We start from the raw sequence: 24,136 nt of genomic DNA on the forward strand, positions 1-24,136 counted from the left end.
TTGCCCTTAGATCCGTGGATATGAAGGAACTTTTACGCAGCACTGACCCAACGGTCTTGGCCTTTGCCACCGCCCTTCTCAACGGGGAGGGTATAGACTGCTTTGAAATGGACGTAAATATGAGCGTTCTTGAAGGTGGCATCGGGATTTTCCCACGCCGTCTGCTTGTGCATGCGGACGATCTGGAAGATGCGCAACTGGTGATGCGCGACAATGGATTGCCGGTGTCGGACCGTGGCTGATCAGCCGGGCTTTTGCGATGCGGATCTGAGCGCGGACGGCTTTTTGGGGGGGCGGGTAACGCTCTTTCAGCCGAAATCAGGCTATCGCGCGGGTGTGGACCCGGTGTTGCTGGCGGCCGCTGTGAACGCGCGTCCCGGTCAATCTGTGCTGGAATTGGGCTGTGGGGCGGGGCAGGCGTTTCTTTGTTTGGCAGCCCGCGTGCAGGATCTGAAGATCACCGGAGTTGAGCTGCAGGCGGCCTATGCAGAGCTTGCGCGCCGAAATGCCGCAGAAAACGCTACCGCCGCGCATGTCGCCACTGCCAACCTGAGCGATCTGCCCGCTGATCTGCGCCAGCAGCGATTTGATCATGTGATCGCTAACCCGCCTTACTACCGCGCCGGGGCGCATAGCCAGGCCAACGACGCAGGGCGGCGCACGGCACTGGGCGAGGGTACTCCGCTTGAGCTGTGGTTCGATGTCGCCGCGCGCAGACTTGCGCCCAAGGGGTATTTGCACATGATTCAGCGGGTGGACCGCCTGCCAGATATGATGGCGGCCGCGCAGGGGCGGCTTGGCTCGCTCGAGATCCTGCCGCTTGCGCCGCGCGTCGGACGCGCAGCAGAGTTGGTGATTCTACGTGCCCGCAAAGGCGGGCGCGCGGATTTTCGGCTTCATGCACCGCTGTTGATGCATGATGGTGCGACCCATCAGACGGATGGCGATGACTACAGTGCCGCAATCCGAACTGTCCTGCGTGAAGGGGCCGCGCTGCCGTGGCCGGAGGGCAGATCTGTCTGATTTATCAGATCGCAAGGTGACCGCGACGATTTGCGCTAGCTTTGCGCGTTAGAATAGGCAGGTCGGAATAGCGCTGCCTGATCGCGCATCAGAATAGGCGGGAAACAGCCAAAAGTTGCAAATTGTTCGAAAGAACCGTTCCGAATTGTGCGCGTGCAGCGTGACAGGTTGAAAGAAGCGTGCTCCAATCACCATGTTGTTGGCATCAAGCTTTGTAGAAGGAGGAACGACATGAGCCTCAGCTCGCATCTGAACCAATTGAAGAAGAAGCACGAGCATCTGAGTTTTGAAGTCGAACAAGCCGAGAGATCTCCGGCCACCGACCGAATGCATATTAAGTCCCTCAAAAAAGAGAAGCTGCGCCTGAAGGACGAGATCGAACGTCTCAATCACGCCTGATCGCGCGATCTTTGGCCGCCTATCCGGCCCTCTTGTAGCGATCCGGCCTGCGACGCAGAAGACGGAGAGCCAAGGCCCTGCCACACGCGGGGCCTTTATTCGTTTTATGGTGTTCTTACGGCGTGGGCGGGGTGATCGCTGGCCCCTCCGCCACATCCTGTGCGGGGGTCGTTGAAGAGGCCCGCGCTGCCAGCACCGCGCCCGCGGTGATCAGCAGAGCGGCCAGAGCCAACCCCCAGGAGGGCGCGGCAATCCCCGCGATCACCAGAATCAGCGTCGACAATAGCGGCGCTGCGTAGGAACTGGTCCCGAGCATCTGAATGTCGCCCTGTTTGACGCCGATGTCCCAGACGTAAAACGCCAGCCCCACAGGACCAAGCCCCAGCAACACGGTCGATGTCCAGCCCAGTGCCCCAACGGGCCAGACTGTCTCTTCCAGCAGCAGATGTAATCCGAGCGAGGCAAGCGCGCTTAGCAGGCAAAACACCGCAACCGATGCGGTTGGCGCATCCCCCAACAGACGGGACCCCACGGAATAGCTGGACCAGAACAGCGCACATAGCAGCGCAAGGCCATAGCCCGGCAGATATTGCGCCTGAAACCCCTCACCGCCGCCGGTGATAATGCAGGCCGCGCCCGCAAAACCCAAAAGCGCCCCGAGGAAATGGCCCGTCCGCAGCTTCTCTCCGGGCAGCAAGCCCGACAAAAGCACGATCAACAATGGCCAGAGATAGGCGATCAGACCGGCCTCAGCCGCGGGGGCGGCGCGCAGAGCAGAGAAATACAGCGCGTGATAGCCAAAGACCCCAATGGAACCAAAGGCATAGACTCGCAGCGGAACGCGCCTGAGGTGCGCCCAACTGCCTGTCATCTGTACCCAGATCAGGCCAATCACGCCGCCAATCCCAAAGCAGATGGTATTGAGCAGCAATGGCGGCGTCGGGCTGGAGCCCACCGTCAGCAAAGCCAGCAGCGCCCAAAGTAGAACGGCAACAAATCCGATTGCGGTCGCGCGAGCACGGGTCATCTGGCTTATAGATCCTTCACGGGGACAATCTTGAAATCGTCCCACATATGCGCAGTTTTTTCGATCTCCGCAAAGAACCATTCGCGGAACGCCTTGATCTGCGGGCGGTCTTGGGTGCTGGGCAGGCACAAAAAGCGAAACTTGGCATCTGTCTCGATCGCCACCTTAAAGGGTGCAATCAGCCGCCCCTCCTGCACGTCTTTGATAATCATCGGCCGCCGTCCCAATGCCACCCCAAGACCGGCGCAGGCGGCGTCAATCGCGTGATCGGCGTGGGAAAAATGTGTGCCGTGACCCGGCGTGAACTCCAGACCCATCGCGCGAAACCACGTTGGCCAGTCGCAGGTTGGATTTAGAAAACCGATGCTGTCGTCATAGATCAACGGCGCTTCGCGCAGGCTCTCGGGCGTGGGAAACCGCGCATAAAGGTCCGGGGTCATCACCGGAGTCAGCCATTCGGGGCGGGCGGGTTGCGATACCAGATCCTCGTCAACGCCGTAACCGAATCGGATTGCCACATCCACATTGTCGCGGTGCAGGTCCATGACCCGCAGTCCGGCGGACAAGCGCAGATCAATGTCCGGGTGACTGCGGGCAAACTCGTATAACCGGGGTGCCAGCCATTTCGCCGTCAACGCCGGTCCTGCGGTCACCGTCAATGATGTGGTGTCCAGCACCCGCCGCGCCTGACGCCACGCGGTGCTCAACGCTTGAAACCCTTCATCTGCGCCCGGCGCCAATGCCGTGCCAGCCTCCGTCAACTCAACCGCGCGGTTGAGGCGGCGAAACAGTGGCGCGCCCAGATGCTCCTCCAGCGATTTGATCTGAAACGACAATGCCGCCGGAGTCACATTCAGTTCTTCCGCCGCCTTGGCAAAGGACATATGCCGGGCCGCCGCGTCAAAGGCGCGCAAAGCGGTCAGAGGGGGGAGGCGGTCGGACATGGTTCACCCAAGAATAACTTAACTGAAGCTCGCAAAACTCTCGTTTGTCGTCAATACAGCAAATGCGCATATTGAAGACACAACAGAGACGCTAAACCGAAAGGTGGCCAGGATGATCGAATATGCTGCAACAGCCGAAGTGAAACAGGGCATGGCCCGGGCCCACGAAGCGCGTGCGCAGGTCCTGCGTGATGCGCTCTCATGGATCTTTGCCCGCCGCCGTGCATCGGCTTCGGGGTATCGGGTTTCCCGCTGGGCCTCAGCGCGCGCGAGCTGAATGACAGGCACTTACGGGATGAGATAAGGGCCGGTTCATCACGAACCGGCCCTTGCTCTGTTTATAGCGTTGCGAAACCCGGGCGATCAGACGAAGAACTGGCCGCCGTTTGCGGAAATGGTGGAGCCGTTGATAAACGATGCCTCGTCCGAGGCGAGAAAGCCCACGCATCGCGCAATTTCTTCAGGCTCACCCAGACGCCCTGTGGGGATCTGGCCGATGATCGCATCGCGCACTTTTTCAGGCACTGCCATCACCATCTCCGTTGCGATATAGCCGGGGCAGACGGCGTTTGCGGTGATGCCCTTGGCCGCGCCTTCCTGGGCCAGAGATTTCACAATGCCGAGATCGCCTGCCTTGGTTGCGGCATAGTTGACCTGTGCAAACTGGCCCTTTTGACCATTGATCGACGAGATCACAATCACCCGGCCAAAACCCCGTTCGCGCATGCCGGGCCAGACCGGATGCACCGTGTTAAAGACGCCGGTCAGGTTGGTATCAATCACCTGCTGCCATTGTTCGGGCTGCATCTTGTGAAACGGCGCGTCGCGGGTGATGCCCGCATTGGCGACAACAATGTCGATGGGGCCAAGTTCCGCCTCAACCTGTTCGATCCCGGCCTTGCTCTCCTCATAGCTGGCCACGTTCCACTTATAGGTCTTGATTCCGGTTTCTTCGGTAAACTGTGCAGCTGCGGCATCGTTGCCGGCATAGGTCGCGGCGACCTGACAGCCTTGCGCCTGAAGAGTCTTAGAAATAGCGGCGCCGATACCGCGCGATCCGCCGGTAACAAGGGCAATACGAGCCATGTGAGGGGTCCTCCAACTTCTTTACTTCACTTTGTAATCTTATTGCACATCTATCAATGCCAGAGCAATAAAATTTCACAACCATTTTGCGCTTGCAGCATTCCGCCACGTCTCAGGTCGTGGCCCCACACTAAACCGGAGATTGTAACGGGGGAACGAAAAAACAAAGGGGCGCCCGAAGACGCCCCAAAATCAGCCTATATTTAAAGCGTTTGCGCGCTTTTTACGGACGCTCGACGCACATGGCGACGCCCATGCCACCACCAATGCACAGAGTCGCGAGACCTTTTTTCGCGCCGCGGCGTTTCATTTCAAACAGCAGCGTGTTCAGAACGCGGCAGCCGGAGGCACCGATCGGGTGGCCGATGGCGATGGCGCCGCCGTTGACGTTCACGATCTCCGGGTTCCAGCCCATGTCCTTGTTCACGGCGCAGGCCTGCGCGGCAAAGGCTTCGTTGGCCTCCACCAGATCCAGATCATCGACGGACCAGCCTGCCTTTTCCAGTGCTTTGCGCGAGGCAAACACCGGACCGACGCCCATGATAGATGGGTCCAGACCTGCGGTGGCATAAGATGCGATGCGGGCGAGCGGCTCGATGCCGCGTTTTTCTGCCTCGTCGGCGCTCATCAAAAGCGTCGCCGCCGCGCCGTCGTTCAGGCCGGAGGCATTCGCCGCAGTGACGGAGCCATCCTTGGCAAAGGCGGGGCGCAGTTTTTGCATCGCCTCAATGGTGGCACCGTGGCGGATGTATTCGTCCTGATCCACGGTGATGTCACCCTTGCGGTGCTTCACGACAAAGGCTGCGATCTCATCAGCGAACTTACCCGCTTTTTGTGCAGCTTCGGCCTTGTTTTGCGAAGCGACAGCAAATTCGTCCTGCATGTCGCGCGAAATCTGCCATTGCTCGGCCACGTTTTCTGCGGTCTGGCCCATGTGGTAGCCGTTGAAAGCATCCCACAGACCATCGCGGATCATGGTGTCGATATATTGCATGTCGCCCATTTTGTGACCTGCGCGCAGGTTGGCAGCATGGGGAGAGAGGGTCATGTTTTCCTGACCGCCTGCAGCCACGATGGACGCATCCCCCAGTTGGATGTGCTGGGCGCCGAGGGCGACGGCGCGCAGGCCCGAGCCGCACACCTGATTGATGCTCCAGGCGGCGGATTCTTTTGGCAGGCCTGCGTTGATATGGGCCTGACGTGCGGGGTTCTGGCCTTGGGCTGCGGTCAACACCTGGCCGAGAATGGTTTCCGAGACCTCGGATTTGTCGATGCCTGCGCGGGCCACAACGGCCTCCAGCACAGCTGCGCCCAGATCGTGGGCGGGCGTGTTGGCGAAGGCGCCGCCAAAGCTGCCGACGGCGGTGCGCGCGGCGGATGCGATTACTACGTTGGTCATTCGGTCAGTCCTCTGCATGTTCTGCGAAAACGCCGACGCGGCGGGGTCTTTAGCGTCACCCGGATTGCGCGACGTCTCCTCCCTTCAACCTTGGAATAGCCCAACCGTGCAGTTGCAGCAATGGTTTCGGCACAACCAGCGTGGATTGCGCATAAAATCGAAACTGATTTGAGGTCTGGATGCGCCGGGTGAAGCAAGGCGCGGACGTGCCACAAAACACAAGGCAGTCCCTGCTTGTTTCTATGCCTGCCACGGTGAAACATGGGAGATTTATGCGGAGGACGTTATGCGGGCGGGAAATGCCACGTCACATTTGCGATCCACTGCCAAGGGTCATGCCGCGTGGCAGCGGATTGTCATCAGGTGCTGTACTGCAGCAAACATTGCAGCAAACAGGGATCAGGCGCGGGCGCGCGACTCACCTTCGCCATGCCAAGGGGGCGTGATAGACGGCGCACCATAGAGGAAACCTTGCAGGCAATCCGCCCCGGCAGCGATCAGGAATTCTGCGTCTTCCTGCCGCTCCACCGACTCTGCGACAATAAACATGTCAAACTGTTTGGCGATGGCGATCAGGGCTTTGATCACCGCTTGATTGTCGTGGTTGTTGTGCACGCCGCGCACAAACTGGCCATCAATTTTCACCGCATCAAAGAAGAAATCGCGGAAATGACCAATGGCAGTGGTGCCCGCGCCAAAGTTATCAAGCGCAAAGGCGATCCCGTGCTGTTGCATCTGATCCATAAAGTCGATCACCAGTTCTGGCGCGGCCATGGCCGAGGCTTCGGAGATTTCCAGCACCAGCCGTTCGCCCAGAAACTGATCGCGTTCCAAAAACCGCTCAAGCACCTTATTCCATTGGCTATAGCCGATGGACCGGGCGGACATATTGATCGACAGTCGCACGTTGGGATTGCGCTGCAGAACCCGCAGACCCTGTTCCAGCGCGAGGCAGTCGAGCTTGCGCCCCAACTCGCGCTCCTCAATCACGCCCATGAACTCGCGCGCGGGGATAATGCGCCCGGTGGCGTCCATAACGCGGATGTAGCCCTCGTAAAAGGCGATGGTGTCGGTTGCCTGACTTTGCACGATGGGCTGATAGGCGAGCAGGGTCTGATCATGCTTCACCGCCTCCGCCACCATGTCCACTACATTGCGGTCGCGTGCCACGATGGCAGCAGACAGAGGGTTTTCAGCCCCTTCCGGGATATCGTTCTTCCAGAAATGCCGTTTCTTCACGTTCTCAGCCCCATCGGTTTGCGGTGCCCTTGCGCAAGGGCAGCCTTCCGAGTTGTAGATTGGACTCTACAGTCTCTCAAAAGGGTTGAGCGGGGATTAAGGCGCGAATTTTAACTACCCCTCCAGCAGAACGCGCAAAAACGTCGCTCTGCCGGCGGGGAAGGCATGGGGCATTCGCCGCTGTCAGGACCCGGCGACCAAGGCAGCGATCACCGCGCGTGCGCTTTCTGACGCCCAGTCCGCCTCGCCGCGAAGACGTGCAATTTCATTGCCTTCGGGGTCAAGAATCACAGTGATCGGCAGGCCAAAAACCCCCATTTCACGTGCCACGGCACTCTTGGGGTCCTGATGACGCGGCAGATTGGTGACGCCAATTTCGTCGAAGAACTTCTTTATGCCAGCGGGATTGTTGCGCCCGGTTGCCAGCGTCAAAACTTCGAAATTCTCGCCGCCGAACTCGTCTTGCAGGGCCGAGAGCATCGGCATTTCCTTACGGCAGGGCGGGCACCATGTGGCCCAGAAGTTCACGAGGACATATTTGCCCTCATAGTCCGACAGCTGCGCCTCACCCGCGCCATCGGCCAGCTCAAAGGTGGCCTTTGATGCCGGTTTTGCCTCGGTGTGGAAGACCAGTTTCTTCATGTCGCCTTCGCGCAGCGCTTCTACTGCGCTGAGATCGGCGCCAAAGGCGGCATTTGCACCGAGGGCAAGGGCCATATAAAGGGAAAGCTGACGAACAATACGCATAGTATCTCCAGGGTTGGCCATGACAGACAAGACCTCGAACCAGATGTGGGGCGGCCGCTTTGCCGCCGGACCGGACGCGATCATGGAGGCTATCAATGCCTCGATCGGGTTCGACCAGCGCATGGCAGCGCAGGATATTGCCGGTTCACGGGCGCATGCTGCGATGCTCGCCGCCACCGGTGTGATTACGGATAGTGATGCAGATGCGATCCGTGAAGGGCTGCTCACCGTTTTGTCAGAGATCGAAAGCGGAAATTTCCAGTTTTCCACCGCGCTCGAAGACATCCACATGAATGTCGAGGCGCGCCTGAAGGAAATCATCGGCGAGCCAGCAGGCCGTCTGCACACAGGCCGGTCGCGCAACGATCAGGTTGCAACAGATTTCAAACTCTGGGTGCGCGATCAGTTCGATGCCGCAGAAAAAGGCCTGCTGGCGCTGATTGGCGCGCTGGTGGATCAGGCCGAGGCCGGCGCGGATTGGGTGATGCCGGGCTTTACCCACCTGCAAACCGCGCAGCCGGTCACATGGGGGCATCACATGATGGCCTATGTGGAGATGTTTGGCCGCGATCTCAGCCGCGTCCGCGATGCCCGCAAACGGATGAACGAATCGCCCCTTGGCTCTGCCGCGCTGGCCGGGACGTCTTTTCCGATTGATCGCGAGATGACCGCCGAGGCCCTTGGTTTTGACCGCCCGACCGCGAACTCGCTTGATGCGGTCTCGGACCGTGATTTCGCGCTGGAGTTTCTGTCGACCGCCTCCATCTGCGCCATGCATCTGTCGCGCTTTGCCGAAGAGCTGGTGATCTGGTCCTCGGCGCAGTTCCGCTTTGTGACGCTTTCGGACCGCTTCTCCACCGGCTCCTCGATCATGCCGCAAAAGAAAAACCCCGACGCCGCCGAGCTGATCCGCGCCAAGGTGGGCCGGATCTTTGGTGCCAACACGGCGCTGATGATGGTGATGAAGGGCCTGCCGCTGGCCTATTCCAAGGACATGCAGGAAGACAAGGAACAGGTCTTTGATGCCGCCGACAACTGGATGCTCGCACTTGCGGCGATGGAAGGCATGGTGAAGGACATGACCGGCAACCGCGAAAGTCTTGCGGCCGCGGCGGGATCTGGCTTCTCCACCGCCACCGATCTGGCGGACTGGATGGTGCGGGTTCTCAAGGTGCCGTTCCGCGATGCGCATCATGTCACCGGCGCTTTGGTCGCGATGGCCGAAGGGCGCGGCGTTGATTTGCCGGATCTGACCCTTGAGGACATGAAATCCGTGCATGAGGGCATCACCGAGGATATCTTCTCTGTATTGGGCGTCGAGAATTCGGTGAATTCGCGTATGTCTTATGGCGGCACCGCCCCCGCGCAGGTGCGCGCTCAGGTGGCTCGCTGGAAAGAGATCTTGGGCTAACCCCCTGAGACAGGAGAGAATAACATGACCCGTGTTCTGATGTTTCTTGGTGTAGCAGCGGTGCTCAGCGCCTGCGGTGCAGATGGTGAACCCGTTCGCCCAAGCCTCAACGCGGGTCTTGGCCTCTCTAGTAGCGGCGTGCATGTCGGTGGCGCAGTTGGCGTCAGCAAAGGCCCCGTCACCCTGAGTGTGGGCCTGTGATGCGAGTCGTCCTGTTTCTGTGTCTGGCCGTGGTTGTCGGCTGTGACAACACCGGCGCTCCGTTGTCTGACCCTGCTGAACCGACCACGCCGGGGATTCACATCTCTGGCGAGGCCCGTGTGGGTGTCGTCTACGGCGATTGACAAGGGCGCGCTGCTGGTTGTCCTGCCGCAGGGCGGGGCAGCCAACTCCCTGTGTATCCACACATCGGAATCATTTGCCCAAGGGGCCAGTTTTGCCCTAAACGCGGGCCATGGATCATTTTCTCTACCGCGATGGCGCATTGCACGCCGAAGACGTCCCCGTAGCCGAGATTGCCGCTACGGTGGGCACGCCGTTCTACGTCTATTCGACCGCGACGCTCCTGCGCCACTTCCGCCTGTTTGACGAGGCACTCGAAGGCACCGACCATCTGGTGTGCTACGCGATGAAGGCCGCCTCCAATCAGGCGATCCTGAAAACGCTGGCCGCGGCGGGTGCGGGCATGGATGTGGTCAGCGAGGGCGAATATCGCCGCGCCAAGGCCGCAGGCGTGCCGGGGGACAAGATCGTCTTTTCCGGCGTCGGCAAGACCGCAGCGGAGATCCGCTGCGCGCTGAGGGGCGGCATTCGCCAGTTCAACGTCGAATCCGAGCCCGAGATGGAAGTCATCAATGCCGTTGCGCTGGAACTCGGCACCACCGCGCCGATCACCGTGCGGGTGAACCCTGATGTGGATGCCAAAACCCACGCCAAGATCGCCACCGGCAAGTCCGAGAACAAGTTCGGCATCCCGATTGCGCGCGCCCGCGAGGTCTACTCCCATGCCGCCAGCCTGCCGGGGCTTGAGGTCATCGGGATCGACGTTCACATCGGCTCTCAGCTCACGGATCTCGACCCGTTCCGCCTTGCGTATCAAAAGGTTGCGGAGCTGACGCAGGCCCTGCGCGATGATGGTCACGACATTCGCCGCCTCGATCTGGGCGGCGGGTTGGGCATCCCTTACACCCGCTCCAACGAGGCACCGCCGCTGCCGGTGGAATACGGCCAGATGATCAAGGAAGAACTCGGCCATCTGGGCTGCGAGATCGAGATCGAGCCGGGCCGTCTGGTGGCAGGCAACGCAGGGATCATGGTCTCCAAGGTGATCTACGTCAAAGAGGGCGAAGGGCGCGATTTCCTGATTCTGGATGGCGCGATGAACGACCTTATTCGCCCTGCCATGTATGAGGCCTATCACGATATTATTCCGGTGGTGGAACCCACCCCCGGACTGGAACCCAAACCTTACGATATCGTCGGCCCGGTCTGCGAAAGCGGCGACACCTTTGCCAAGCAGCGCCAGATGCCGCCGCTGGGGGCGGGCGATCTGGTCGCCTTCCGCAGTGCGGGCGCTTACGGCGCGGTGATGTCGAGCGAGTACAACTCTCGCCCGCTGATCCCCGAGGTTCTGGTGCATGGCGATCAATTTGCGGTCATCCGGCAACGCCCGACCTTTGACGAGATGATAAATCGCGATACCATCCCGGAGTGGCTGTAACCCACGCGCTTGGCTTGCCTCATCTGAACATTTAGATGGGGCGAGACGCATGGGGAGGGCCACGCCCCATTCAGGGCACACCCAAGGCGGAGCGGTATGAGCGAGCAAAAGACCCCCGACAGATCCCGCGCTGATGGTGCGGCACGGGCCACCAACCCGCTGGCTCCGCTCAGTCGGGCGCTGTTGCTGACAAGGCTCGGACTGGTCTCAGAGCGGCTGTGGCGCTGTTTCTGGCCGCTTGCAACCATCCTGTTTCTCGCCGCCGGTCTGGTCTTTCTTGGCATCCTTGATTGGATGCTTCTGGAAGCCGCTTGGGCGCTTGCGGTGCTGGTGGTTGTGGGGGCTGCGGCTGCACTTCTCTGGGGCGCTTTCCGGTTTCGCTGGCCCAGTCGCCAAGAGGCGCTTATCCGTCTGGATGCGACCCTGCCGGGCCGCCCGATTGCCGCGATTCTGGACACGCAGGTCTCCGGTGCGCAAGATTCCGCCTCCGTTGCCCTGTGGCAGGCCCATCAGGATCGTATGGCCGCCCGCGCCGCTCAGGCCGAAGCGCCCGCACCCAATCTGCGCATCGCGGACCGCGACCCATATGCGCTGCGCTATGTGGCGCTGCTGGTGCTGGTGACGGGGTTGTTGTTCGGCACCGCATGGCGGGCTGGTACCGTGGCGGATCTGATGCCGGGCAGCGGAACCGCTGGGCTCACCGGCCCCACATGGGAGGGCTGGGTGGAGCCACCGCGCTACACCGGTCTGCCGACGCTCTATTTGGGGGACATGTCCGATGACACCCTGCGCGTGCCGGAAAACAGCCGCATCACATTGCGGTTTTACGGCGATGTCGGGGATCTGACGCTTGCCGAAACCGTCTCCGGCCGCACCGGAGAACTGCCATCCGCTTCTACGCCCGAACAGAGTTTCAGCGTCACGCAGGCGGGCGATCTGACCATTCACGGCACCGGCGGGCGCAGCTGGAGCGTCGAGGTGATCCGCGACACTCCCCCGCGTGTCTCGCTCGCGGGGGAGCCTGATCTCTCTGCCGATGGCACGCTGACATTGCCCTTTAGTGCGTCTGACGACTATGGCGTGGTGGGCGGCACCGTGACGATTTCACTGGATGAAGACGCGCTGGACCGCCGCTACGGGCTTGCGACACCGCCAGATGCACGCGCGCCGATTGAATTGCCGCTGCCGCTGTCACTGACTGGGGATCGCCGCCTGTTCTCAGAGGTTCTGGAAGAGGAATTCTCCGCCCACCCTTGGGCCAATATGCCGGTGACCTACAGTTTCCGCGCGGATGATGCCGCAGGCCAGCACAGCCAGCCCGCCACCCTTCAGGGGCCGCTCACGGCGCGGCGGTTCTTTGACCCGATGGCAGCCGCCCTGATCGAGCAGCGCCGCGATCTCCTTTGGGCACGGGCCAACGGCCCCCGCGTCGCGCAAATCCTGCGCACCCTCAGCCACCGGCCCGAGGATGTGTTCCCCGATATGGGCAACTATCTGCAATTGCGCACTATTCTGAAGCGGCTTGAAGCCTACAACACTGCGGGTCTCAGCCCTGAACATCAGGACGAAGTGGCCACCGCGCTTTGGGATCTGGCTCTGCAACTCGAAGAGGGCGACGTCGGCGATGCGCTTGAACGGATGCGACAAGCGCAGGAGCGGCTCAGTCAGGCGATGCGCGACGGGGCCAGCGACGAAGAAATCGCCCGCCTGATGCAAGAGCTGCGCGAGGCGACCCAGGATTACATGCGTCAGCTGTCGCGACAGGCCCAGCAGCAAAATGAGGATGAGGACGGCAGCGAAAGCCGCGACAATGCCATTCAACTGAGCCAGCAGGATTTGCAGTCGATGATGGACCGCATCCAAGAGTTGATGGAGCAAGGCCGCATGGCCGAGGCCGAACAGGCTCTGCGCGAGTTCCAGCAAATGATGGAAAACATGCAGGTCACCCAAGGTGAAGGCGGGCAGGGCGATAGCCCCGGTCAGCAGGCCATGGACGGGCTTGCGGATACGCTGCGCGAGCAGCAGGGCTTGTCGGATCAGGCCTTCCGCGACCTGCAGGAACAGTTCAACCCCAACGCACAGCGGGGTGAAAGCCGGGGCAATGAGGGCCGCGATGGTGGTCTTGGCCGGGGGCAAAGCCACGAGGGCGGCGGTGAGGGCGGCGAGGGTGAAAGCCCCGGACAGCAAGGTGGGCAACAACAGGGCCAGCAGCAAGGCAACGGTGGGCAGCCACAAACCGGCCAGTCACAAGACGGCCAAGGCGGCACCGGTGATCTGGCGCAACGTCAGCAAACCCTGCGCAATGAGCTGCAGCGCCAGCGGGACGGCCTGCCCTTGGGCGGACCCGAGGGCGAAGCGGCGCGGGACTCGCTCGATCAGGCCGGTCGCGCCATGGAAGGGGCAGAAGATGCCCTGCGCGACGGCGATTACGCCGAAGCGATCGACCGCCAGTCCGAAGCCATGGAGGCGCTGCGCGACGGTATGCGCGCCTTGGGCGAGGCGATGGCCGAACAGCAGCAACAAGGCCAGCAACCGGGCGGCCAACAGGGGCAAAGCAACCGTCAGGGCAACGCGCTCGATCCTCTGGGACGTGATCGTGGCGGGCAGGGCAGCGATTATCTGAGCCGCGACAGCATCGGCGACGGTCAGGCCTATCGCCGCGCATGGGACCTCTTGGAAGAAATCCGCCGCCGCGCTGGCGAACGCGAGCGCAGCGAGAGCGAACGCAACTATTTGCAGCGGTTGCTGGACCGGTTCTGATCAGCCCACCCGATGTTGCCCATTAAAGCGTTTCGCCCAATTCAGTGTTTCATGGTTTGGGCGGAACGCATTAAAAAACCGCGCGGGCCTCTGCCATCGCGCGGTTTTTTCCAAAATCAGGTTGAACATCAGCAAAACCAGCGCAACACGCGCGCAGTCTGACGTCTCAGCGTTAGCGTGTTTTATTCTGCCGCCAGCGCCTTGGCCTGCTCATCAAGCCAGAATCGCCATTGATCGACCCAAGCCACATAAGAGCTGATGTAGGGATCGGCCTGCGGTAGTCGCTCTGCGATGACCGGAGCTTTGGTATAGGCGAGGATCGCCACCACCATCAGCAAGATCACCAATATGAACCCGCGTGAAAACCCGCTCTTGCGGGGGGCGGGTGCGGCGACGTCGACAGGGGGCGGCGTGGCGGATTTGGGTTCGCCCGGCGCGTCGGTGGCCACCTCTTCGATGTCGGGCAACAGCCCTCGACGTGATCCGGGTTGTGGCGCGGGGCGTTCCGACGCCGCCGGTCTATCCGCCGCAGGCTCCGCCACGGTTTCTGCGGTGGCGGCAGGCTCTTCGCCGCGCATCCGGGCAACGCGCTCTTGGGATTGGCGCGCACGGCGGGTGGCCTCATCTTCGGAGAGATCATCCAGACCCATTTCGGTCTGCGTCTCCAGCCCGTCCCGACCCGATCGCAGCGCCTCTTCGCGCATGGCTTCCTCACGCAAAACGCGCGAGATTTCAGGGTCAAGGCGGCGCTTGGCAGGGGCCGCCGCATGTGCCGCAACTGGCTCAGGCTCAGGCTCAGGCTCAGGCTCAGGCTCTGGCTCAGGCTCAGGCGTGTCGTCGTAAGCAGGCGCGTCCTCGGGGTGTTCCGGCGCGTCGGGATCTTCGTGCCACTGCTCTTGCGCCTCTGCGGCTTCTGGCGCAGGGGAGCGGGGCCAAGTCTCTTCGGCGGGTTCCGGCTCCGGCTCAGCTACGGGGGCAGGCTCAGGGGCCGGGTCTGCAGGCCGAGCACGCGGCTCTGGCACCGGATCAGGCTCCGGCTCAACATATTCTGGTTCTGGTTCTGGTTCTGGCTGTCGGGCGGGCGCAGCAGGGGGGCTCTCCGCCTCGTCTTGATCCGCCAGCATCTGCGCGGAAGGTTGAAACCAAGTGTCGCCGCAATTTGAACATTGCACATCGCGCCCGTTTTCCGGAATCACATCCTCGGGCACTTCATACTGTGCGCCGCAATTGGGGCATATCAGTCTCATCCGGTCTCCTTGGCGGGCGATCTCGCCGCGAAAAGGGTGAATTTCCCTCTAATCATAGTAACTTCCTGAAAGGCAAGAAAGAGCCAATCCCCGCTGAGCCTCACAATGAGCGCGCGGCTGGCCCTTGTGCACCATTGAAACTGGCGCAGGGGTCGTGCAAAACACCGCGACAAACGGCGGGACCGCTATAAGAACACCGAATGACACGTCGGGCTGGGATGTTACTGTGATCGAACTTGAAAATGTGGGTTACAATTATGGCGGAGGCGAGCTCTTTAGCGATCTCTCCGTGCAACTGGCCCCCGGCTCCTTTCACTTTCTGACTGGCCCCTCTGGTGCGGGCAAAACCACCCTGCTGAAACTCTGCTACGGTGCGCTGACGCCGACGGCGGGGCGGGTGCGTGCCTTTAACATGGATGTCAAAGGGCTGGACCGCGACCAGATGGCCTATCTGCGCCGCCGCGTCGGGGTTGTGCATCAGGACTGCCGCTTTCTCGATCACCTGCCGGTGGTGGAAAACATCGCTCTGCCGCTGACCGTCTCGGGCCGGGGGCTTTCTGAAGAACAGGCCAACCTGCAAGAGTTGATGAACTGGGTGGGTTTGTCGGAACGTATGGATGCGCTGCCGCCGGAGCTTTCGGGCGGCGAGCGTCAACGCGCCGCTCTGGCGCGCGCGGTGATCCTCAGCCCCGACGTGATTATCGCGGATGAACCCACCGGCAACGTCGATTGGGAAATGTCGCAGCGCCTGTTGCGCCTGCTTGTTGAGTTGAACCACATGGGCAAGACCATCCTCGTGGCGACCCATGATCTGCCGCTTATTCGCGCCGCCAAGAACCAGGTGCAAGCACGGGTGCTCAGGATCTCCAACCGGCAACTGATCTCGGCAGGAGCAGACCTATGAACGCACTGCGTAAACTCATTATCGGGGATGCTCAGGCCGACCGCGTGGTGCCGCCTTCTGGTTTTACCGCGCAGCTGACGCTCTTTGTGTCGGGCGCGATGGCCTTTCTCTGTGTCTTTGCGCTGGCGCTGTCGCTGGCCTCGGGCCGGGTCGCCAACCGCTGGTCCGATGAACTCGCCCGTGCGGCAACCCTGCGCATCAATGCCCCTGCCGAACAGCGCGAGGCCCAGACCGAAGCGGCGCTCAAGATCCTGCGCCAGACCCCCGGCGTGGCCCATGCCCGCGCCCTCACCAAGGACGAACAGGCCGCTCTGTTGCAACCATGGTTCGGCGCGGGAATACCGCTTGATACGCTGCCGGTGCCCCAACTTATCGAAGTGACAGAAGACGACCCCGGCTATGACGCGCAGGGGCTGCGGTTGAGGCTGCAGGCCGAGGTGCCCGGCGCGGTGCTTGATGATCATGCGCGCTGGCGGCGCCCGTTGGTCGATGCCGCTATCGCGCTGCGCAGGCTCGGTGTGGTGTCGATCCTGCTGATCGGCGGGGCGATGGCGGCGATGATTACGCTTGCGGCCAATGCAGCCCTTGCCGCCAACGCCCAGGTTATCGAGGTGCTGCGCCTTGTGGGCGCGCAAGACAGCTATATCGCGCAGGCCTTCGTGCGCCGTTTTACCCTGCGGGCACTTTCTGGCGCTGCGGTGGGCGTCGTCCTTGGTATGATCGGCGTATTCCTGATGCCCGAAGCCTCTGAAGAAGGCGGCTTCCTCACCGGACTGGGGTTCCAGAACTGGCGCTGGCTCTTGCCCCTTATCATCCCGCCACTGGCGGCGCTTGTGGCCTTTTTTGCCACCACCCGCGCGGCCCGCAAACGTCTCGGAGAACTCGCGTGACCCTAGCTTTTCAATATCTGCGCTCGCTTCTCTATATGATCCAGATCTATGTGGCGATGCTGGTGCTGGGGATCGTCTTTGCCCCCTATGCGCTCCTGTCGAAGAACGGCGCGCGCCAAGCCTGCAAGACCTATGCCCGCTGGGCGATCTGGTCGGCGCGCTGGATGGTTGGCATCCGCTGCGAGGTACGCGGCCCGGTGCCCAAAGGCGAGGTCATCGTGGCCGCCAAGCATCAGAGCTTTTTGGATATCCTTGTGATTTTCAATGCGCTGCCGCAGGCCAAATTTATCATGAAGCGTGAACTGATGTGGACGCCGATCATTGGCGTCTATTCCAAACGTCTGGGCTGTATCCCGGTGAACCGCGGCAAACGTGGCGCGGCGATTGCCCAGATGGTCAAAGATGTGGCGCGCGAATTTTCCGAACCCGGCCAGTTGGTGATCTACCCGCAAGGCACGCGCGTCGCACCGGGGGTACAAAAACCTTACAAAGTCGGCAGCGGTGTGCTCTATGAAGAGTTGAAACAGCCCTGCGTTCCGGTCGCCACCAATGTTGGCATGCTCTGGCCTCGCACCGGGCTTTTGCGCAAACCCGGACTGGGCGTGGTCGAATTCCTCGAACCGATCCCACAAGGAAAGCCGCGCGACATATTTATGGCCGAGCTAGAAAGCCAGATTGAAGCCCGGTCGGATGCATTGATGGCAGAACTGGGATTTGACAAAGATGAACTTCGTCGCATCGATTGAAGACTTAGAGGCGCTTTACGGGACACCGGGAGCGCCTTCTTTACGTAAAGTGGCCCGGCAAATGACGCCGCTTTATCGCAAATGGATCATGGCGTCGCGGCTGTGCATGCTGGCCACGGTCGGCCCCGAGGGCACCGACGACAGCCCGCGCGGCGATGATGGCCCGGTGGTGCTGGAACTTGATCCCGGCACCTTGGCGCTGCCGGATTGGTACGGCAACAACCGCATCGATTCCTTGCGCAATATCGTGCGCGACGGGCGGGTATCGCTGATGTTTCTGGTGCCCGGCTCAAACAATGTGGTGCGGGTGAATGGCACCGCCAAAGTGACCGCCGACCCTGACCTGCTGCAGCGGTTTGACAAAGCGGGCAAACTGCCGCGCGCGGTGATTGTGATCAAGATTAACGAGATCTACAGCCAATGCGCCCGCGCCCTGATGCGGTCGCGGATCTGGACCTCAGGCAACGAGGCCGACGGTCTTCCTTCCATGGGGGAGATCCTCGCCGAGCAAACCGCAGGCGAAGAAGGCGGTCGCGCCTATGATGAGGAATGGGCCCCCCGCGCCGCCAAAACCATGTGGTGAGGTGTGACTACTGGAGCGGTGCTGAGCGCAGCAAAGGGCGATCTGGCGCCGCGAACATGAGAATACTGCCTGCGCTATCACCCCAATCGGGATAGGCGAAATGCGCAATCCCCCACCGCTCGGGGGATTGTGACGCCCCCAAGAACCACCCTTTGGACAGGGCCTCATCGCCCATTTTGGCCCTGGGATCAAAAGCCAGCTGCGGGAAATCCCGCGCAACGATTGTGCGCGTCAATTCCAACAGTTCTTCTGCGTCTTCATAACTCAGCGCATAAGGGGCGTAGGTGGATATTGTGCAACTGGAGTCATCTAGGCGCAGGAAACTGCCCGATTGCGTGTCGATCCAGCTTTTTTCCGGCTTATGAAACAGCCCCGACAGCAGCGCGTTGGGACTGTCTCCGGTCAGTATGGGGGCAAGACAGATACCATAAAACAGTTCGGCAATACGTTCCGCGCGTGAATGCCTCGGCCAGATCTGCGATGCCGCGCCAAACCCCATCGCAAAACCTGCGACGATGATCCCGAACAGAATGCGTTTCTTCAAAACACGGGCCCCAGATATCCGCCGGTGACCTGTTTCGGCCACCAGTGCGCTTGCCTCAGCTCATCAACAACTCGCCCACGAGGATCTGCGGACGGATGTTGGTGAAATTGGCCACATCATCAATAATCACGCCGCCTTTTTCACCCATAGCGGTGTTGAGCGCGTCCTGATCGGCAAAGGTGATGGTCGCAATCAACAGATAGGGCGGCGGCACATCCGGCCCCCCGGCCATCCCACGCGACGCCTCAACCGTTTCAATCAAGTCCCCCCAATGCTCCTCAATCAGGGGGAGGTGGGTCTCAACATAGTAATCATAGTCAAACGTCGCCTCGTTGGAAGCGGGGTAGAGCACTTGCAGGCTGATGGTCATTGGCATGTCTCCTGTTGAGGACGCAAACGGCCCGCCAAGAGGCGGGCCGCTGGTGATGGACGCGCTGCGGGGCGCGGTGCCCGAGTTGGGCTTAACTGTGGATCGCGCCGTCGCCGCAGGCAAGGGCGGCTTCGCGCACGGCCTCTGAATAGGTCGGGTGCGCGTGGCAGGTCAGTGCAATGTCTTCGGCGGAGGCGCCAAATTCCATCGCCACGCAGATCTCGTGGATCAGATCGCCTGCGCCGGGGCCGATGATGGCCGCGCCGAGGATACGGTCGGTTTCCTTGTCGGCGATCAGTTTGACAAAACCACCCTCGGCCTGATGCACAGCCTTGGCGCGCGCATTGCCCATGAACATGAATTTGCCGGTCTTGATCTTGCGACCTTCGGCCTTGAGTGCGTCCTCGGTGGCACCGACGGTTGCAACCTCGGGTGTGGTGTAGACCACACCGGGAATGACGCCGTAGTTCACATGGCCATGTTTGCCGGCGATCACCTCGGCGACGGCCATGCCCTCGTCTTCGGCCTTATGCGCCAGCATGGGACCCTCGATGACGTCGCCGATGGCGTAGATGCCTTTGACATTGGTGGCCCATTGCGCGTCGGTGGCGATCTGGCCGCGTTCGGTCATCTTTACACCCAGCGCATCCAGCCCAAGGCCCTCGGCATAGGGTTTACGCCCCGTGGCAACCAGCACCACATCGGCCTCGATGACCTCGGCGTCGCCGCCTTTTTTCGGCTCATAAGAGACTTTGGCCTTGGATTTGGTGGTTTCCACGCCCTTGACGGCGGCCCCCATGATGAAGGTGAGGCCCTGTTTTTCAAGGATGCGCTTAAAGCCGCGCTGGACGTCCTTGTCCATGCCGGGGCAGACCGCGTCCATATATTCGACCACGGTGACCTCCGCGCCGAGGCGCGCGTAAACCGAGCCCAGCTCGAGGCCAATGACGCCCGCGCCGATCACGACCATTTTCTTTGGCACTTTGGGCAGTTCCAGCGCGCCGGTGCTGTCCACCACGATCCCCTTGTCGTTGTCGACCTCGACACCCGGCAGGGCGGAGGGCACGGAGCCGGAGGCAATCACGATGTTCTTGGCATCATGGGTGTCGTCGCCGACCTTGACTTTGCCTGCCTCGGGGATGGAGGCCCAGCCTTTCAGCCAGTCGATCTTGTTCTTCTTCATGAGGAACTCAACACCGCCGGTGTTCTGGCCGATGACCTCATCCTTGTAGGATTTCATCTGGTTCCAGTCGACCGAGGGGCTTTTGCCCTTCAGGCCCATGGAGGCGAAGTTATGTTCTGCCTCATGCAGCATATGCGTCGCGTGCAACAGCGCCTTGGAGGGGATGCAGCCCACATTGAGGCAGGTGCCGCCGAGGGTCTCGCGGCCCTCTACGATGGCGGTCTTCAGGCCCAGCTGGGCGCAGCGGATGGCGCTGACATAGCCGCCGGGGCCGGCGCCGATGATGATGACGTCATAGGATGCCATGGGTCATGTGCTCCTTTAGAGTTGAGCGGGGAGGGGGCGCTGCCCCCGGCCCATATGGGCCTCCCCCGGGATATTTTGGGTTAGAAGATGAAGATGCGCTCGGCAATGTCCAGAGCGAATTTGTTCGATCTGAAGGATCATCAGAGCGCCTCCTGGATGGTGATTGGAGTTCCGTTTGGGACAAGCGACCAGATTTCGCGCATCTCGGCGTTGGTCACCGCGATACAGCCGTCGGTCCAGTCCCGCATCAGGTGCAATGCGCCCAAGGCCCCCCAACCATTGGGCAGGCCGTGGATCATGATATTGCCGCCGGGATCGCGCGCGGCGGCTTTGGCTGCGGCCTGGTCTGCGGCATTGGGGTAGGAGATATGCAGGCTCAGATGCGCGACGGAGTTTGGATTGCGCCAGTCGATTTTATAGCGACCTTCGGGTGTGCGCTCGTCGCCCTCGGACTGTTTGTGACCTGCGGGTGCGGCCCCAAGCGAGATGTCGTAACTACGGATGGTTTCGCCTTGGCGCAGCAGATGCAGCGCGCGGGTGGATTTGATCACGAGGATCTCATCCGCTTGTGCGTGGGCTTCGGCCATTGGCGGCGGTGTGCCGGACCCCGTGCGCGCCATCACCTTGGTATAGGCGAAGATGGCCACGCCGAGCCCCAGCACCAGCAGGCCTAAGCGCAGGATATGTCTGGTGATGCTCATATCAGGGCGGCCACCAGCATCGCCGCGGTCGCCAGATAGCCCACGGCCCAGATCAGGCTGCGCCAGGGCACCCAGCCAAAGGCATAGGCCGGGATGTAAAGCACCCGCGCGCCAAGGTAGGCAAAGGCGCAGGCGGTGGTGAACAGCGAGGATTGCCCCGCGAGGGTGACGACGACGCAGGCGATCGAGAAGAGGATCAGCCCCTCAAAGTGGTTGTTCATCGCACGAAACAGCCGCGCGGTGCGTTTGGAAACCTGATCTTGCAGGTCCCCGCCCATGCGGTCCCGGTCACGGGGCCCCATGGTCTGGCCTGACTTCAGCTCAAGGTTCGCCGGCACCGCCATAAGGGCGATCTGAAAAACCTGGAGCAGGGCAGCAAGGGTGAGGGCAGTGAGTTCGGGGGTCATTTTGCGCTCTCATACTCTGTCATCAGGTGTTGGATCTGGGCGATCTCCTCGGGGGTGAAATCGCCCGCTGTGCCGCCCACCATAAATTCCTGCAGCACGTACCACTCCGCGTCATTTGCAAGTTTGCCGCGTTTTACGGCCTTGTTCGTCGTCTTGCGTATGAGGCCTGACTCCGACAAGAAATCAAACTCTATATCCGCGCGAAACCGGGCGAGGAAGGCGTTGATGTCCTGTACAACCTCCTGCTCGCCGGATTTCATAAACTCATGAAATTCATTCGCAGTGTGGGCGTACCAGCTTTGGACCTCTTTTAGAATTTGCTTGCGGTCGCTTTTGCGAGACTGCTGATCATAAAGATCGAGGAAGAAACTCCCGGGCACCACAACGGTGTTGAGGTCCAGCGTTTCCCCCGGTGGGAGCGTGGCTTCCAGCTGAGCAATGCGCCACGTGCGAAAGTAGTCCAGACCTTCGATCAGTCGGACGAGTTCGGCACGTATCTCTGTATCTGGTTGAGGAGACGTCATTGTCGCCCTGTTGAGGTCATTGCAGCAAGTTTACCTTGCTTTTGTTTAAGCAAGTAGACGATGGCACATGTTGAAACGGAAATCACAATTCCCCAGTAGCCGAAAAACGTCCAAAACATGAAATTTGGCAGCGTTCGACCAAAGGCGGTGGCTTCGAGAACTGAAAGAAATACCAATACCTGTGAGGCAAGAAATAATGCCGTAAATCCAACCGCCCGTCGCGATCTCAAGAAACTTGAAATCGCGACGCCAGCGCTTGCAACGACACTGCCAAGGAAACCCGCGAGTGAGAAGACATATGCAATCTCGTTCGAAAGTAGTGCTGGATAACGTTTCTTCGGCATTGGCATAGAAAGAATGTCTGCAGTCCGCGACAACCCGGAAATTGCAAAAATGGCGTAACCAATGATGATTAACCAAAGCAAGATGGGCTTCCCAGACTGCAGTTGCATCTCTTTCTTACAGATCCATCAACAACCGGCGGGGATCTTCCAGCGCTTCTTTGACGCGCACGAGGAAGGTCACAGCGCCTTTGCCGTCGACGATACGGTGGTCATAGGACAGCGCCAGATACATCATCGGGCGGATCTCAACCTTGCCATTGATCGCCATCGGGCGGTCTTGGATCTTGTGCATGCCGAGGATACCGGATTGCGGCGGGTTCAGGATCGGCGAGGACATCAGCGAGCCATAGACACCACCGTTGGAGATGGTGAAGGTGCCGCCTTGCATTTCGGCCATCGACAGCTTGCCGTCACGGGCGCGCGCGCCTTTTTCGGCAATCGCCTTCTCAATATCGGCAAAGGACATCGCATCGGCGTCGCGGATGACCGGAACCACCAGACCCGTGGGCGTGCCTGCGGCGATGCCCATGTGGACGAAGTTCTTGTAGACGATGTCGGTGCCGTCGATCTCGGCGTTGACCTCGGGCACTTCGCGCAGGGCGTGCACGCAAGCCTTAGTGAAGAAGGACATAAAGCCCAGTTTCACGCCGTGCTTCTTCAGGAACAGGTCTTTGTACTCGTTGCGCAGCGCCATCACCTCGGTCATGTCGACCTCGTTGTAGGTGGTGAGCATGGCAGCGGTGTTCTGACTGTCTTTCAGGCGCTTGGCGATGGTCTGGCGCAGACGGGTCATTTTTACGCGTTCTTCGCGCGAGGCATCATCGGCAGACACCGGCGCGCGCGGGGCCGCGGGGGCCGCAGCAGGGGCGGGCGCGGATTTTGCGGCGGCGATTGCGGCAGAGACGTCCTCTTTCATGATGCGTCCGTCGCGGCCTGTGCCTTTGACATCAGATGCAGAGAGACCGGCCTCGGCCATCGCCTTTTCCGCCGATGGCGCATTGGCGACGTCCTTGGAGGCGGCGGCAGGGGCCTCCGCCGCAGCGGGCGCTGCGGCCGGGGCCGCCGCTACCGCTGCACCGTCACCGGAGATCACGCCCAGTTTGGCAGAGGCATCAACGGTGGTGCCTTCGGCAGCGGTGATCTCTGCCAGCACACCAGCGGCAGGCGCGGGCACCTCGACGGAAACCTTGTCGGTTTCCAGCTCACAGAGCATTTCGTCCTGCGCGACGCTATCGCCGACTTTCTTGAACCAGGTGGAGACGGTCGCCTCAGAGACACTTTCGCCCAGCGTCGGCACCATCACGTCAACGGAGGCCCCACCTGAGGAGGCAGGCGCCTCAGCCGGGGCGGATTTCGCTGCCGGGGCCTCTGCCGCAGCAGAACCGCCTTCGGAGATATTGGCCAAGAGCGCATCAACGCCCACGGTCTCGCCTTCCTTGGCAACGATCTCGGCAAGGGTGCCAGCCGCCGGGGCGGGCACTTCGACAGTGACCTTGTCGGTTTCCAGCTCACAGAGCATCTCGTCTGCGGCAACAGTGTCGCCCGGCTTTTTGAACCAGGTGGCGACGGTGGCTTCGGTCACGGATTCGCCCAGAGTGGGCACGCGCACTTCGGTGGTCATGATCTCAATCT

At 61.0% G+C, this 24,136-nt stretch carries 28 protein-coding genes; 13 read left to right on the top strand and 15 right to left on the bottom strand.

Translation table 11 applies throughout. From position 1 onward, the window contains the following. Positions 1 to 20: 20 nt before the first annotated feature. From K529_RS20585 to K529_RS20595, 3 genes are all read left to right on the top strand, one after another. Complete coding sequence (locus K529_RS20585; RefSeq protein ID WP_005632250.1) at positions 21 to 242, top strand: putative signal transducing protein; 222 nt, start codon at positions 21 to 23, stop codon at positions 240 to 242. Further along, positions 214 to 1,023 (top strand): tRNA1(Val) (adenine(37)-N6)-methyltransferase, encoded by an 810-nt coding sequence (locus tag K529_RS20590; protein WP_046002601.1) that lies wholly within the window; start codon positions 214 to 216, stop codon positions 1,021 to 1,023. Before K529_RS20585 ends, K529_RS20590 begins: the two co-directional genes overlap by 29 nt. Positions 1,024 to 1,254: 231 nt before the next feature. Beyond that, entirely contained in the window at positions 1,255 to 1,422 is a 168-nt protein-coding gene (locus K529_RS20595; RefSeq protein ID WP_005641483.1) for a YdcH family protein, read from the top strand. A 115-nt stretch (positions 1,423 to 1,537) separates the two neighbouring features. Here K529_RS20595 and yddG read toward each other — a convergent pair whose 3' ends face one another. Both yddG and K529_RS20605 read right to left on the bottom strand, forming a co-directional pair. Next, positions 1,538 to 2,449 carry an aromatic amino acid exporter YddG gene (yddG, locus tag K529_RS20600; RefSeq protein ID WP_005641486.1) on the bottom strand — a complete coding sequence of 304 codons (912 nt, stop codon included), beginning with the start codon at positions 2,447 to 2,449 and terminating at the stop codon, positions 1,538 to 1,540. A 5-nt stretch (positions 2,450 to 2,454) separates the two neighbouring features. After that, positions 2,455 to 3,393, bottom strand: coding sequence for a transcriptional regulator GcvA (locus tag K529_RS20605; protein WP_005641489.1), 939 nt, complete (start codon positions 3,391 to 3,393; stop codon positions 2,455 to 2,457). A gap of 112 nt (positions 3,394 to 3,505) precedes the next feature. On the opposite strand from K529_RS20605, the gene K529_RS23570 reads away from it, so the two are divergent. Then, positions 3,506 to 3,670 (top strand): hypothetical protein, encoded by a 165-nt coding sequence (locus K529_RS23570; RefSeq protein ID WP_009175597.1) that lies wholly within the window; start codon positions 3,506 to 3,508, stop codon positions 3,668 to 3,670. A gap of 86 nt (positions 3,671 to 3,756) precedes the next feature. Here the strand turns inward: K529_RS23570 and phbB are convergent, their stop codons facing one another. From phbB to K529_RS20625, 4 genes are all read right to left on the bottom strand, one after another. Continuing rightward, positions 3,757 to 4,479: an acetoacetyl-CoA reductase gene (gene phbB / locus K529_RS20610; RefSeq protein WP_005641492.1), complete on the bottom strand. Its 723-nt coding sequence runs from the start codon at positions 4,477 to 4,479 to the stop codon at positions 3,757 to 3,759. A 223-nt stretch (positions 4,480 to 4,702) separates the two neighbouring features. Further along, the gene (locus tag K529_RS20615; protein ID WP_046002600.1) at positions 4,703 to 5,878 is read right to left on the bottom strand and encodes an acetyl-CoA C-acetyltransferase; all 1,176 of its coding nucleotides are present in this window, start codon (positions 5,876 to 5,878) and stop codon (positions 4,703 to 4,705) included. A 399-nt stretch (positions 5,879 to 6,277) separates the two neighbouring features. Next, positions 6,278 to 7,117 carry an EAL domain-containing protein gene (locus K529_RS20620; RefSeq protein WP_005630595.1) on the bottom strand — a complete coding sequence of 280 codons (840 nt, stop codon included), beginning with the start codon at positions 7,115 to 7,117 and terminating at the stop codon, positions 6,278 to 6,280. A 183-nt stretch (positions 7,118 to 7,300) separates the two neighbouring features. Then, positions 7,301 to 7,864 (bottom strand): TlpA family protein disulfide reductase, encoded by a 564-nt coding sequence (locus K529_RS20625; protein WP_040642899.1) that lies wholly within the window; start codon positions 7,862 to 7,864, stop codon positions 7,301 to 7,303. A gap of 19 nt (positions 7,865 to 7,883) precedes the next feature. Between K529_RS20625 and argH the strand changes: the two genes are divergently transcribed. From argH to K529_RS20640, 5 genes are all read left to right on the top strand, one after another. After that, on the top strand, positions 7,884 to 9,275 hold the full coding sequence (argH, locus tag K529_RS20630; protein ID WP_040642900.1) for an argininosuccinate lyase: 1,392 nt from the start codon (positions 7,884 to 7,886) through the stop codon (positions 9,273 to 9,275). A gap of 24 nt (positions 9,276 to 9,299) precedes the next feature. Beyond that, entirely contained in the window at positions 9,300 to 9,476 is a 177-nt protein-coding gene (locus tag K529_RS23750; protein WP_005630605.1) for a hypothetical protein, read from the top strand. Beyond that, entirely contained in the window at positions 9,476 to 9,619 is a 144-nt protein-coding gene (locus tag K529_RS23755; protein WP_198528112.1) for a hypothetical protein, read from the top strand. The genes K529_RS23750 and K529_RS23755 overlap by 1 nt, the downstream gene beginning before the upstream one ends. Before the next feature lie 110 nt (positions 9,620 to 9,729). Further along, a complete protein-coding gene (lysA, locus tag K529_RS20635) occupies positions 9,730 to 10,995 on the top strand; it encodes a diaminopimelate decarboxylase (RefSeq protein WP_005630607.1) in 1,266 nt (421 codons plus the stop codon). 96 nt (positions 10,996 to 11,091) lie between these two features. After that, positions 11,092 to 13,755 carry a TIGR02302 family protein gene (locus tag K529_RS20640; protein ID WP_046002599.1) on the top strand — a complete coding sequence of 888 codons (2,664 nt, stop codon included), beginning with the start codon at positions 11,092 to 11,094 and terminating at the stop codon, positions 13,753 to 13,755. A gap of 182 nt (positions 13,756 to 13,937) precedes the next feature. Here K529_RS20640 and K529_RS20645 read toward each other — a convergent pair whose 3' ends face one another. Next, on the bottom strand, positions 13,938 to 15,002 hold the full coding sequence (locus tag K529_RS20645) for a zinc-ribbon domain-containing protein (RefSeq protein ID WP_046002598.1): 1,065 nt from the start codon (positions 15,000 to 15,002) through the stop codon (positions 13,938 to 13,940). A gap of 226 nt (positions 15,003 to 15,228) precedes the next feature. Here K529_RS20645 and K529_RS20650 point away from each other — a divergent pair, with 226 nt between their 5' ends. The 4 genes from K529_RS20650 to K529_RS20665 are packed head-to-tail and all read left to right on the top strand — an operon-like array spanning position 15,229 to position 18,125. Continuing rightward, positions 15,229 to 15,906, top strand: a complete 678-nt coding sequence (locus K529_RS20650; RefSeq protein WP_009175666.1) for a cell division ATP-binding protein FtsE — start codon at positions 15,229 to 15,231, stop codon at positions 15,904 to 15,906. Continuing rightward, positions 15,903 to 16,796, top strand: a complete 894-nt coding sequence (locus K529_RS20655; RefSeq protein WP_009175688.1) for a cell division protein FtsX — start codon at positions 15,903 to 15,905, stop codon at positions 16,794 to 16,796. Before K529_RS20650 ends, K529_RS20655 begins: the two co-directional genes overlap by 4 nt. Beyond that, positions 16,793 to 17,542: a lysophospholipid acyltransferase family protein gene (locus K529_RS20660; RefSeq protein ID WP_005643522.1), complete on the top strand. Its 750-nt coding sequence runs from the start codon at positions 16,793 to 16,795 to the stop codon at positions 17,540 to 17,542. Before K529_RS20655 ends, K529_RS20660 begins: the two co-directional genes overlap by 4 nt. Then, the gene (locus K529_RS20665) at positions 17,520 to 18,125 is read left to right on the top strand and encodes a pyridoxamine 5'-phosphate oxidase family protein (RefSeq protein WP_040643168.1); all 606 of its coding nucleotides are present in this window, start codon (positions 17,520 to 17,522) and stop codon (positions 18,123 to 18,125) included. The genes K529_RS20660 and K529_RS20665 overlap by 23 nt, the downstream gene beginning before the upstream one ends. A 7-nt stretch (positions 18,126 to 18,132) precedes the next feature. Here the strand turns inward: K529_RS20665 and K529_RS20670 are convergent, their stop codons facing one another. The 8 genes from K529_RS20670 to odhB all read right to left on the bottom strand — a co-directional run bounded on the left by K529_RS20670 (position 18,133) and on the right by odhB (position 24,125). Further along, entirely contained in the window at positions 18,133 to 18,669 is a 537-nt protein-coding gene (locus tag K529_RS20670; RefSeq protein WP_227512302.1) for a hypothetical protein, read from the bottom strand. Between the two features lie 55 nt (positions 18,670 to 18,724). After that, on the bottom strand, positions 18,725 to 19,039 hold the full coding sequence (locus tag K529_RS20675) for an EthD family reductase (RefSeq protein WP_005643516.1): 315 nt from the start codon (positions 19,037 to 19,039) through the stop codon (positions 18,725 to 18,727). A gap of 91 nt (positions 19,040 to 19,130) precedes the next feature. After that, positions 19,131 to 20,528 carry a dihydrolipoyl dehydrogenase gene (lpdA, locus tag K529_RS20680; RefSeq protein ID WP_005643515.1) on the bottom strand — a complete coding sequence of 466 codons (1,398 nt, stop codon included), beginning with the start codon at positions 20,526 to 20,528 and terminating at the stop codon, positions 19,131 to 19,133. A 140-nt stretch (positions 20,529 to 20,668) separates the two neighbouring features. Beyond that, positions 20,669 to 21,229 carry a L,D-transpeptidase family protein gene (locus tag K529_RS20685; protein WP_005668451.1) on the bottom strand — a complete coding sequence of 187 codons (561 nt, stop codon included), beginning with the start codon at positions 21,227 to 21,229 and terminating at the stop codon, positions 20,669 to 20,671. Further along, entirely contained in the window at positions 21,226 to 21,636 is a 411-nt protein-coding gene (locus K529_RS20690) for an MAPEG family protein (protein WP_005668453.1), read from the bottom strand. The genes K529_RS20685 and K529_RS20690 overlap by 4 nt, the downstream gene beginning before the upstream one ends. Beyond that, on the bottom strand, positions 21,633 to 22,160 hold the full coding sequence (locus K529_RS20695) for a hypothetical protein (protein WP_005668456.1): 528 nt from the start codon (positions 22,158 to 22,160) through the stop codon (positions 21,633 to 21,635). The genes K529_RS20690 and K529_RS20695 overlap by 4 nt, the downstream gene beginning before the upstream one ends. After that, positions 22,157 to 22,612 carry a hypothetical protein gene (locus K529_RS20700; protein ID WP_005668459.1) on the bottom strand — a complete coding sequence of 152 codons (456 nt, stop codon included), beginning with the start codon at positions 22,610 to 22,612 and terminating at the stop codon, positions 22,157 to 22,159. The genes K529_RS20695 and K529_RS20700 overlap by 4 nt, the downstream gene beginning before the upstream one ends. A gap of 7 nt (positions 22,613 to 22,619) precedes the next feature. Continuing rightward, entirely contained in the window at positions 22,620 to 24,125 is a 1,506-nt protein-coding gene (odhB, locus tag K529_RS20705; protein WP_046002597.1) for a 2-oxoglutarate dehydrogenase complex dihydrolipoyllysine-residue succinyltransferase, read from the bottom strand. Between the last annotated feature and the right edge of the window lie 11 nt (positions 24,126 to 24,136).

This window comes from Tritonibacter mobilis F1926 (assembly GCF_000376545.2).
GTDB lineage: Bacteria > Pseudomonadota > Alphaproteobacteria > Rhodobacterales > Rhodobacteraceae > Epibacterium > Epibacterium mobile.

Excerpts from the sequence above, each read along its gene's own strand:
- odhB (WP_046002597.1), bottom strand. The coding sequence starts at position 24,125 with ATGACCACCGAAGTGCGCGTGCCCACTCTGGGCGAATCCGTGACCGAA.
- K529_RS20690 (WP_005668453.1), bottom strand. The coding sequence starts at position 21,636 with ATGACCCCCGAACTCACTGCCCTCACCCTTGCTGCCCTGCTCCAGGTT.
- lysA (WP_005630607.1), top strand. The coding sequence starts at position 9,730 with ATGGATCATTTTCTCTACCGCGATGGCGCATTGCACGCCGAAGACGTC.
- K529_RS20625 (WP_040642899.1), bottom strand. The coding sequence starts at position 7,864 with ATGCGTATTGTTCGTCAGCTTTCCCTTTATATGGCCCTTGCCCTCGGT.
- K529_RS20700 (WP_005668459.1), bottom strand. The coding sequence starts at position 22,612 with ATGCAACTGCAGTCTGGGAAGCCCATCTTGCTTTGGTTAATCATCATT.
- K529_RS20590 (WP_046002601.1), top strand. The coding sequence starts at position 214 with ATGGATTGCCGGTGTCGGACCGTGGCTGATCAGCCGGGCTTTTGCGAT.
- K529_RS20665 (WP_040643168.1), top strand. The coding sequence starts at position 17,520 with ATGAACTTCGTCGCATCGATTGAAGACTTAGAGGCGCTTTACGGGACA.
- K529_RS20605 (WP_005641489.1), bottom strand. The coding sequence starts at position 3,393 with ATGTCCGACCGCCTCCCCCCTCTGACCGCTTTGCGCGCCTTTGACGCG.
- K529_RS20645 (WP_046002598.1), bottom strand. The coding sequence starts at position 15,002 with ATGAGACTGATATGCCCCAATTGCGGCGCACAGTATGAAGTGCCCGAG.
- yddG (WP_005641486.1), bottom strand. The coding sequence starts at position 2,449 with ATGACCCGTGCTCGCGCGACCGCAATCGGATTTGTTGCCGTTCTACTT.
- K529_RS20615 (WP_046002600.1), bottom strand. The coding sequence starts at position 5,878 with ATGACCAACGTAGTAATCGCATCCGCCGCGCGCACCGCCGTCGGCAGC.
- K529_RS23755 (WP_198528112.1), top strand. The coding sequence starts at position 9,476 with ATGCGAGTCGTCCTGTTTCTGTGTCTGGCCGTGGTTGTCGGCTGTGAC.
- K529_RS20675 (WP_005643516.1), bottom strand. The coding sequence starts at position 19,039 with ATGACCATCAGCCTGCAAGTGCTCTACCCCGCTTCCAACGAGGCGACG.
- K529_RS20655 (WP_009175688.1), top strand. The coding sequence starts at position 15,903 with ATGAACGCACTGCGTAAACTCATTATCGGGGATGCTCAGGCCGACCGC.
- K529_RS23750 (WP_005630605.1), top strand. The coding sequence starts at position 9,300 with ATGACCCGTGTTCTGATGTTTCTTGGTGTAGCAGCGGTGCTCAGCGCC.
- K529_RS20685 (WP_005668451.1), bottom strand. The coding sequence starts at position 21,229 with ATGAGCATCACCAGACATATCCTGCGCTTAGGCCTGCTGGTGCTGGGG.
- K529_RS20595 (WP_005641483.1), top strand. The coding sequence starts at position 1,255 with ATGAGCCTCAGCTCGCATCTGAACCAATTGAAGAAGAAGCACGAGCAT.
- K529_RS20640 (WP_046002599.1), top strand. The coding sequence starts at position 11,092 with ATGAGCGAGCAAAAGACCCCCGACAGATCCCGCGCTGATGGTGCGGCA.
- K529_RS20585 (WP_005632250.1), top strand. The coding sequence starts at position 21 with ATGAAGGAACTTTTACGCAGCACTGACCCAACGGTCTTGGCCTTTGCC.
- argH (WP_040642900.1), top strand. The coding sequence starts at position 7,884 with ATGACAGACAAGACCTCGAACCAGATGTGGGGCGGCCGCTTTGCCGCC.
- phbB (WP_005641492.1), bottom strand. The coding sequence starts at position 4,479 with ATGGCTCGTATTGCCCTTGTTACCGGCGGATCGCGCGGTATCGGCGCC.
- K529_RS20695 (WP_005668456.1), bottom strand. The coding sequence starts at position 22,160 with ATGACGTCTCCTCAACCAGATACAGAGATACGTGCCGAACTCGTCCGA.
- K529_RS23570 (WP_009175597.1), top strand. The coding sequence starts at position 3,506 with ATGATCGAATATGCTGCAACAGCCGAAGTGAAACAGGGCATGGCCCGG.
- lpdA (WP_005643515.1), bottom strand. The coding sequence starts at position 20,528 with ATGGCATCCTATGACGTCATCATCATCGGCGCCGGCCCCGGCGGCTAT.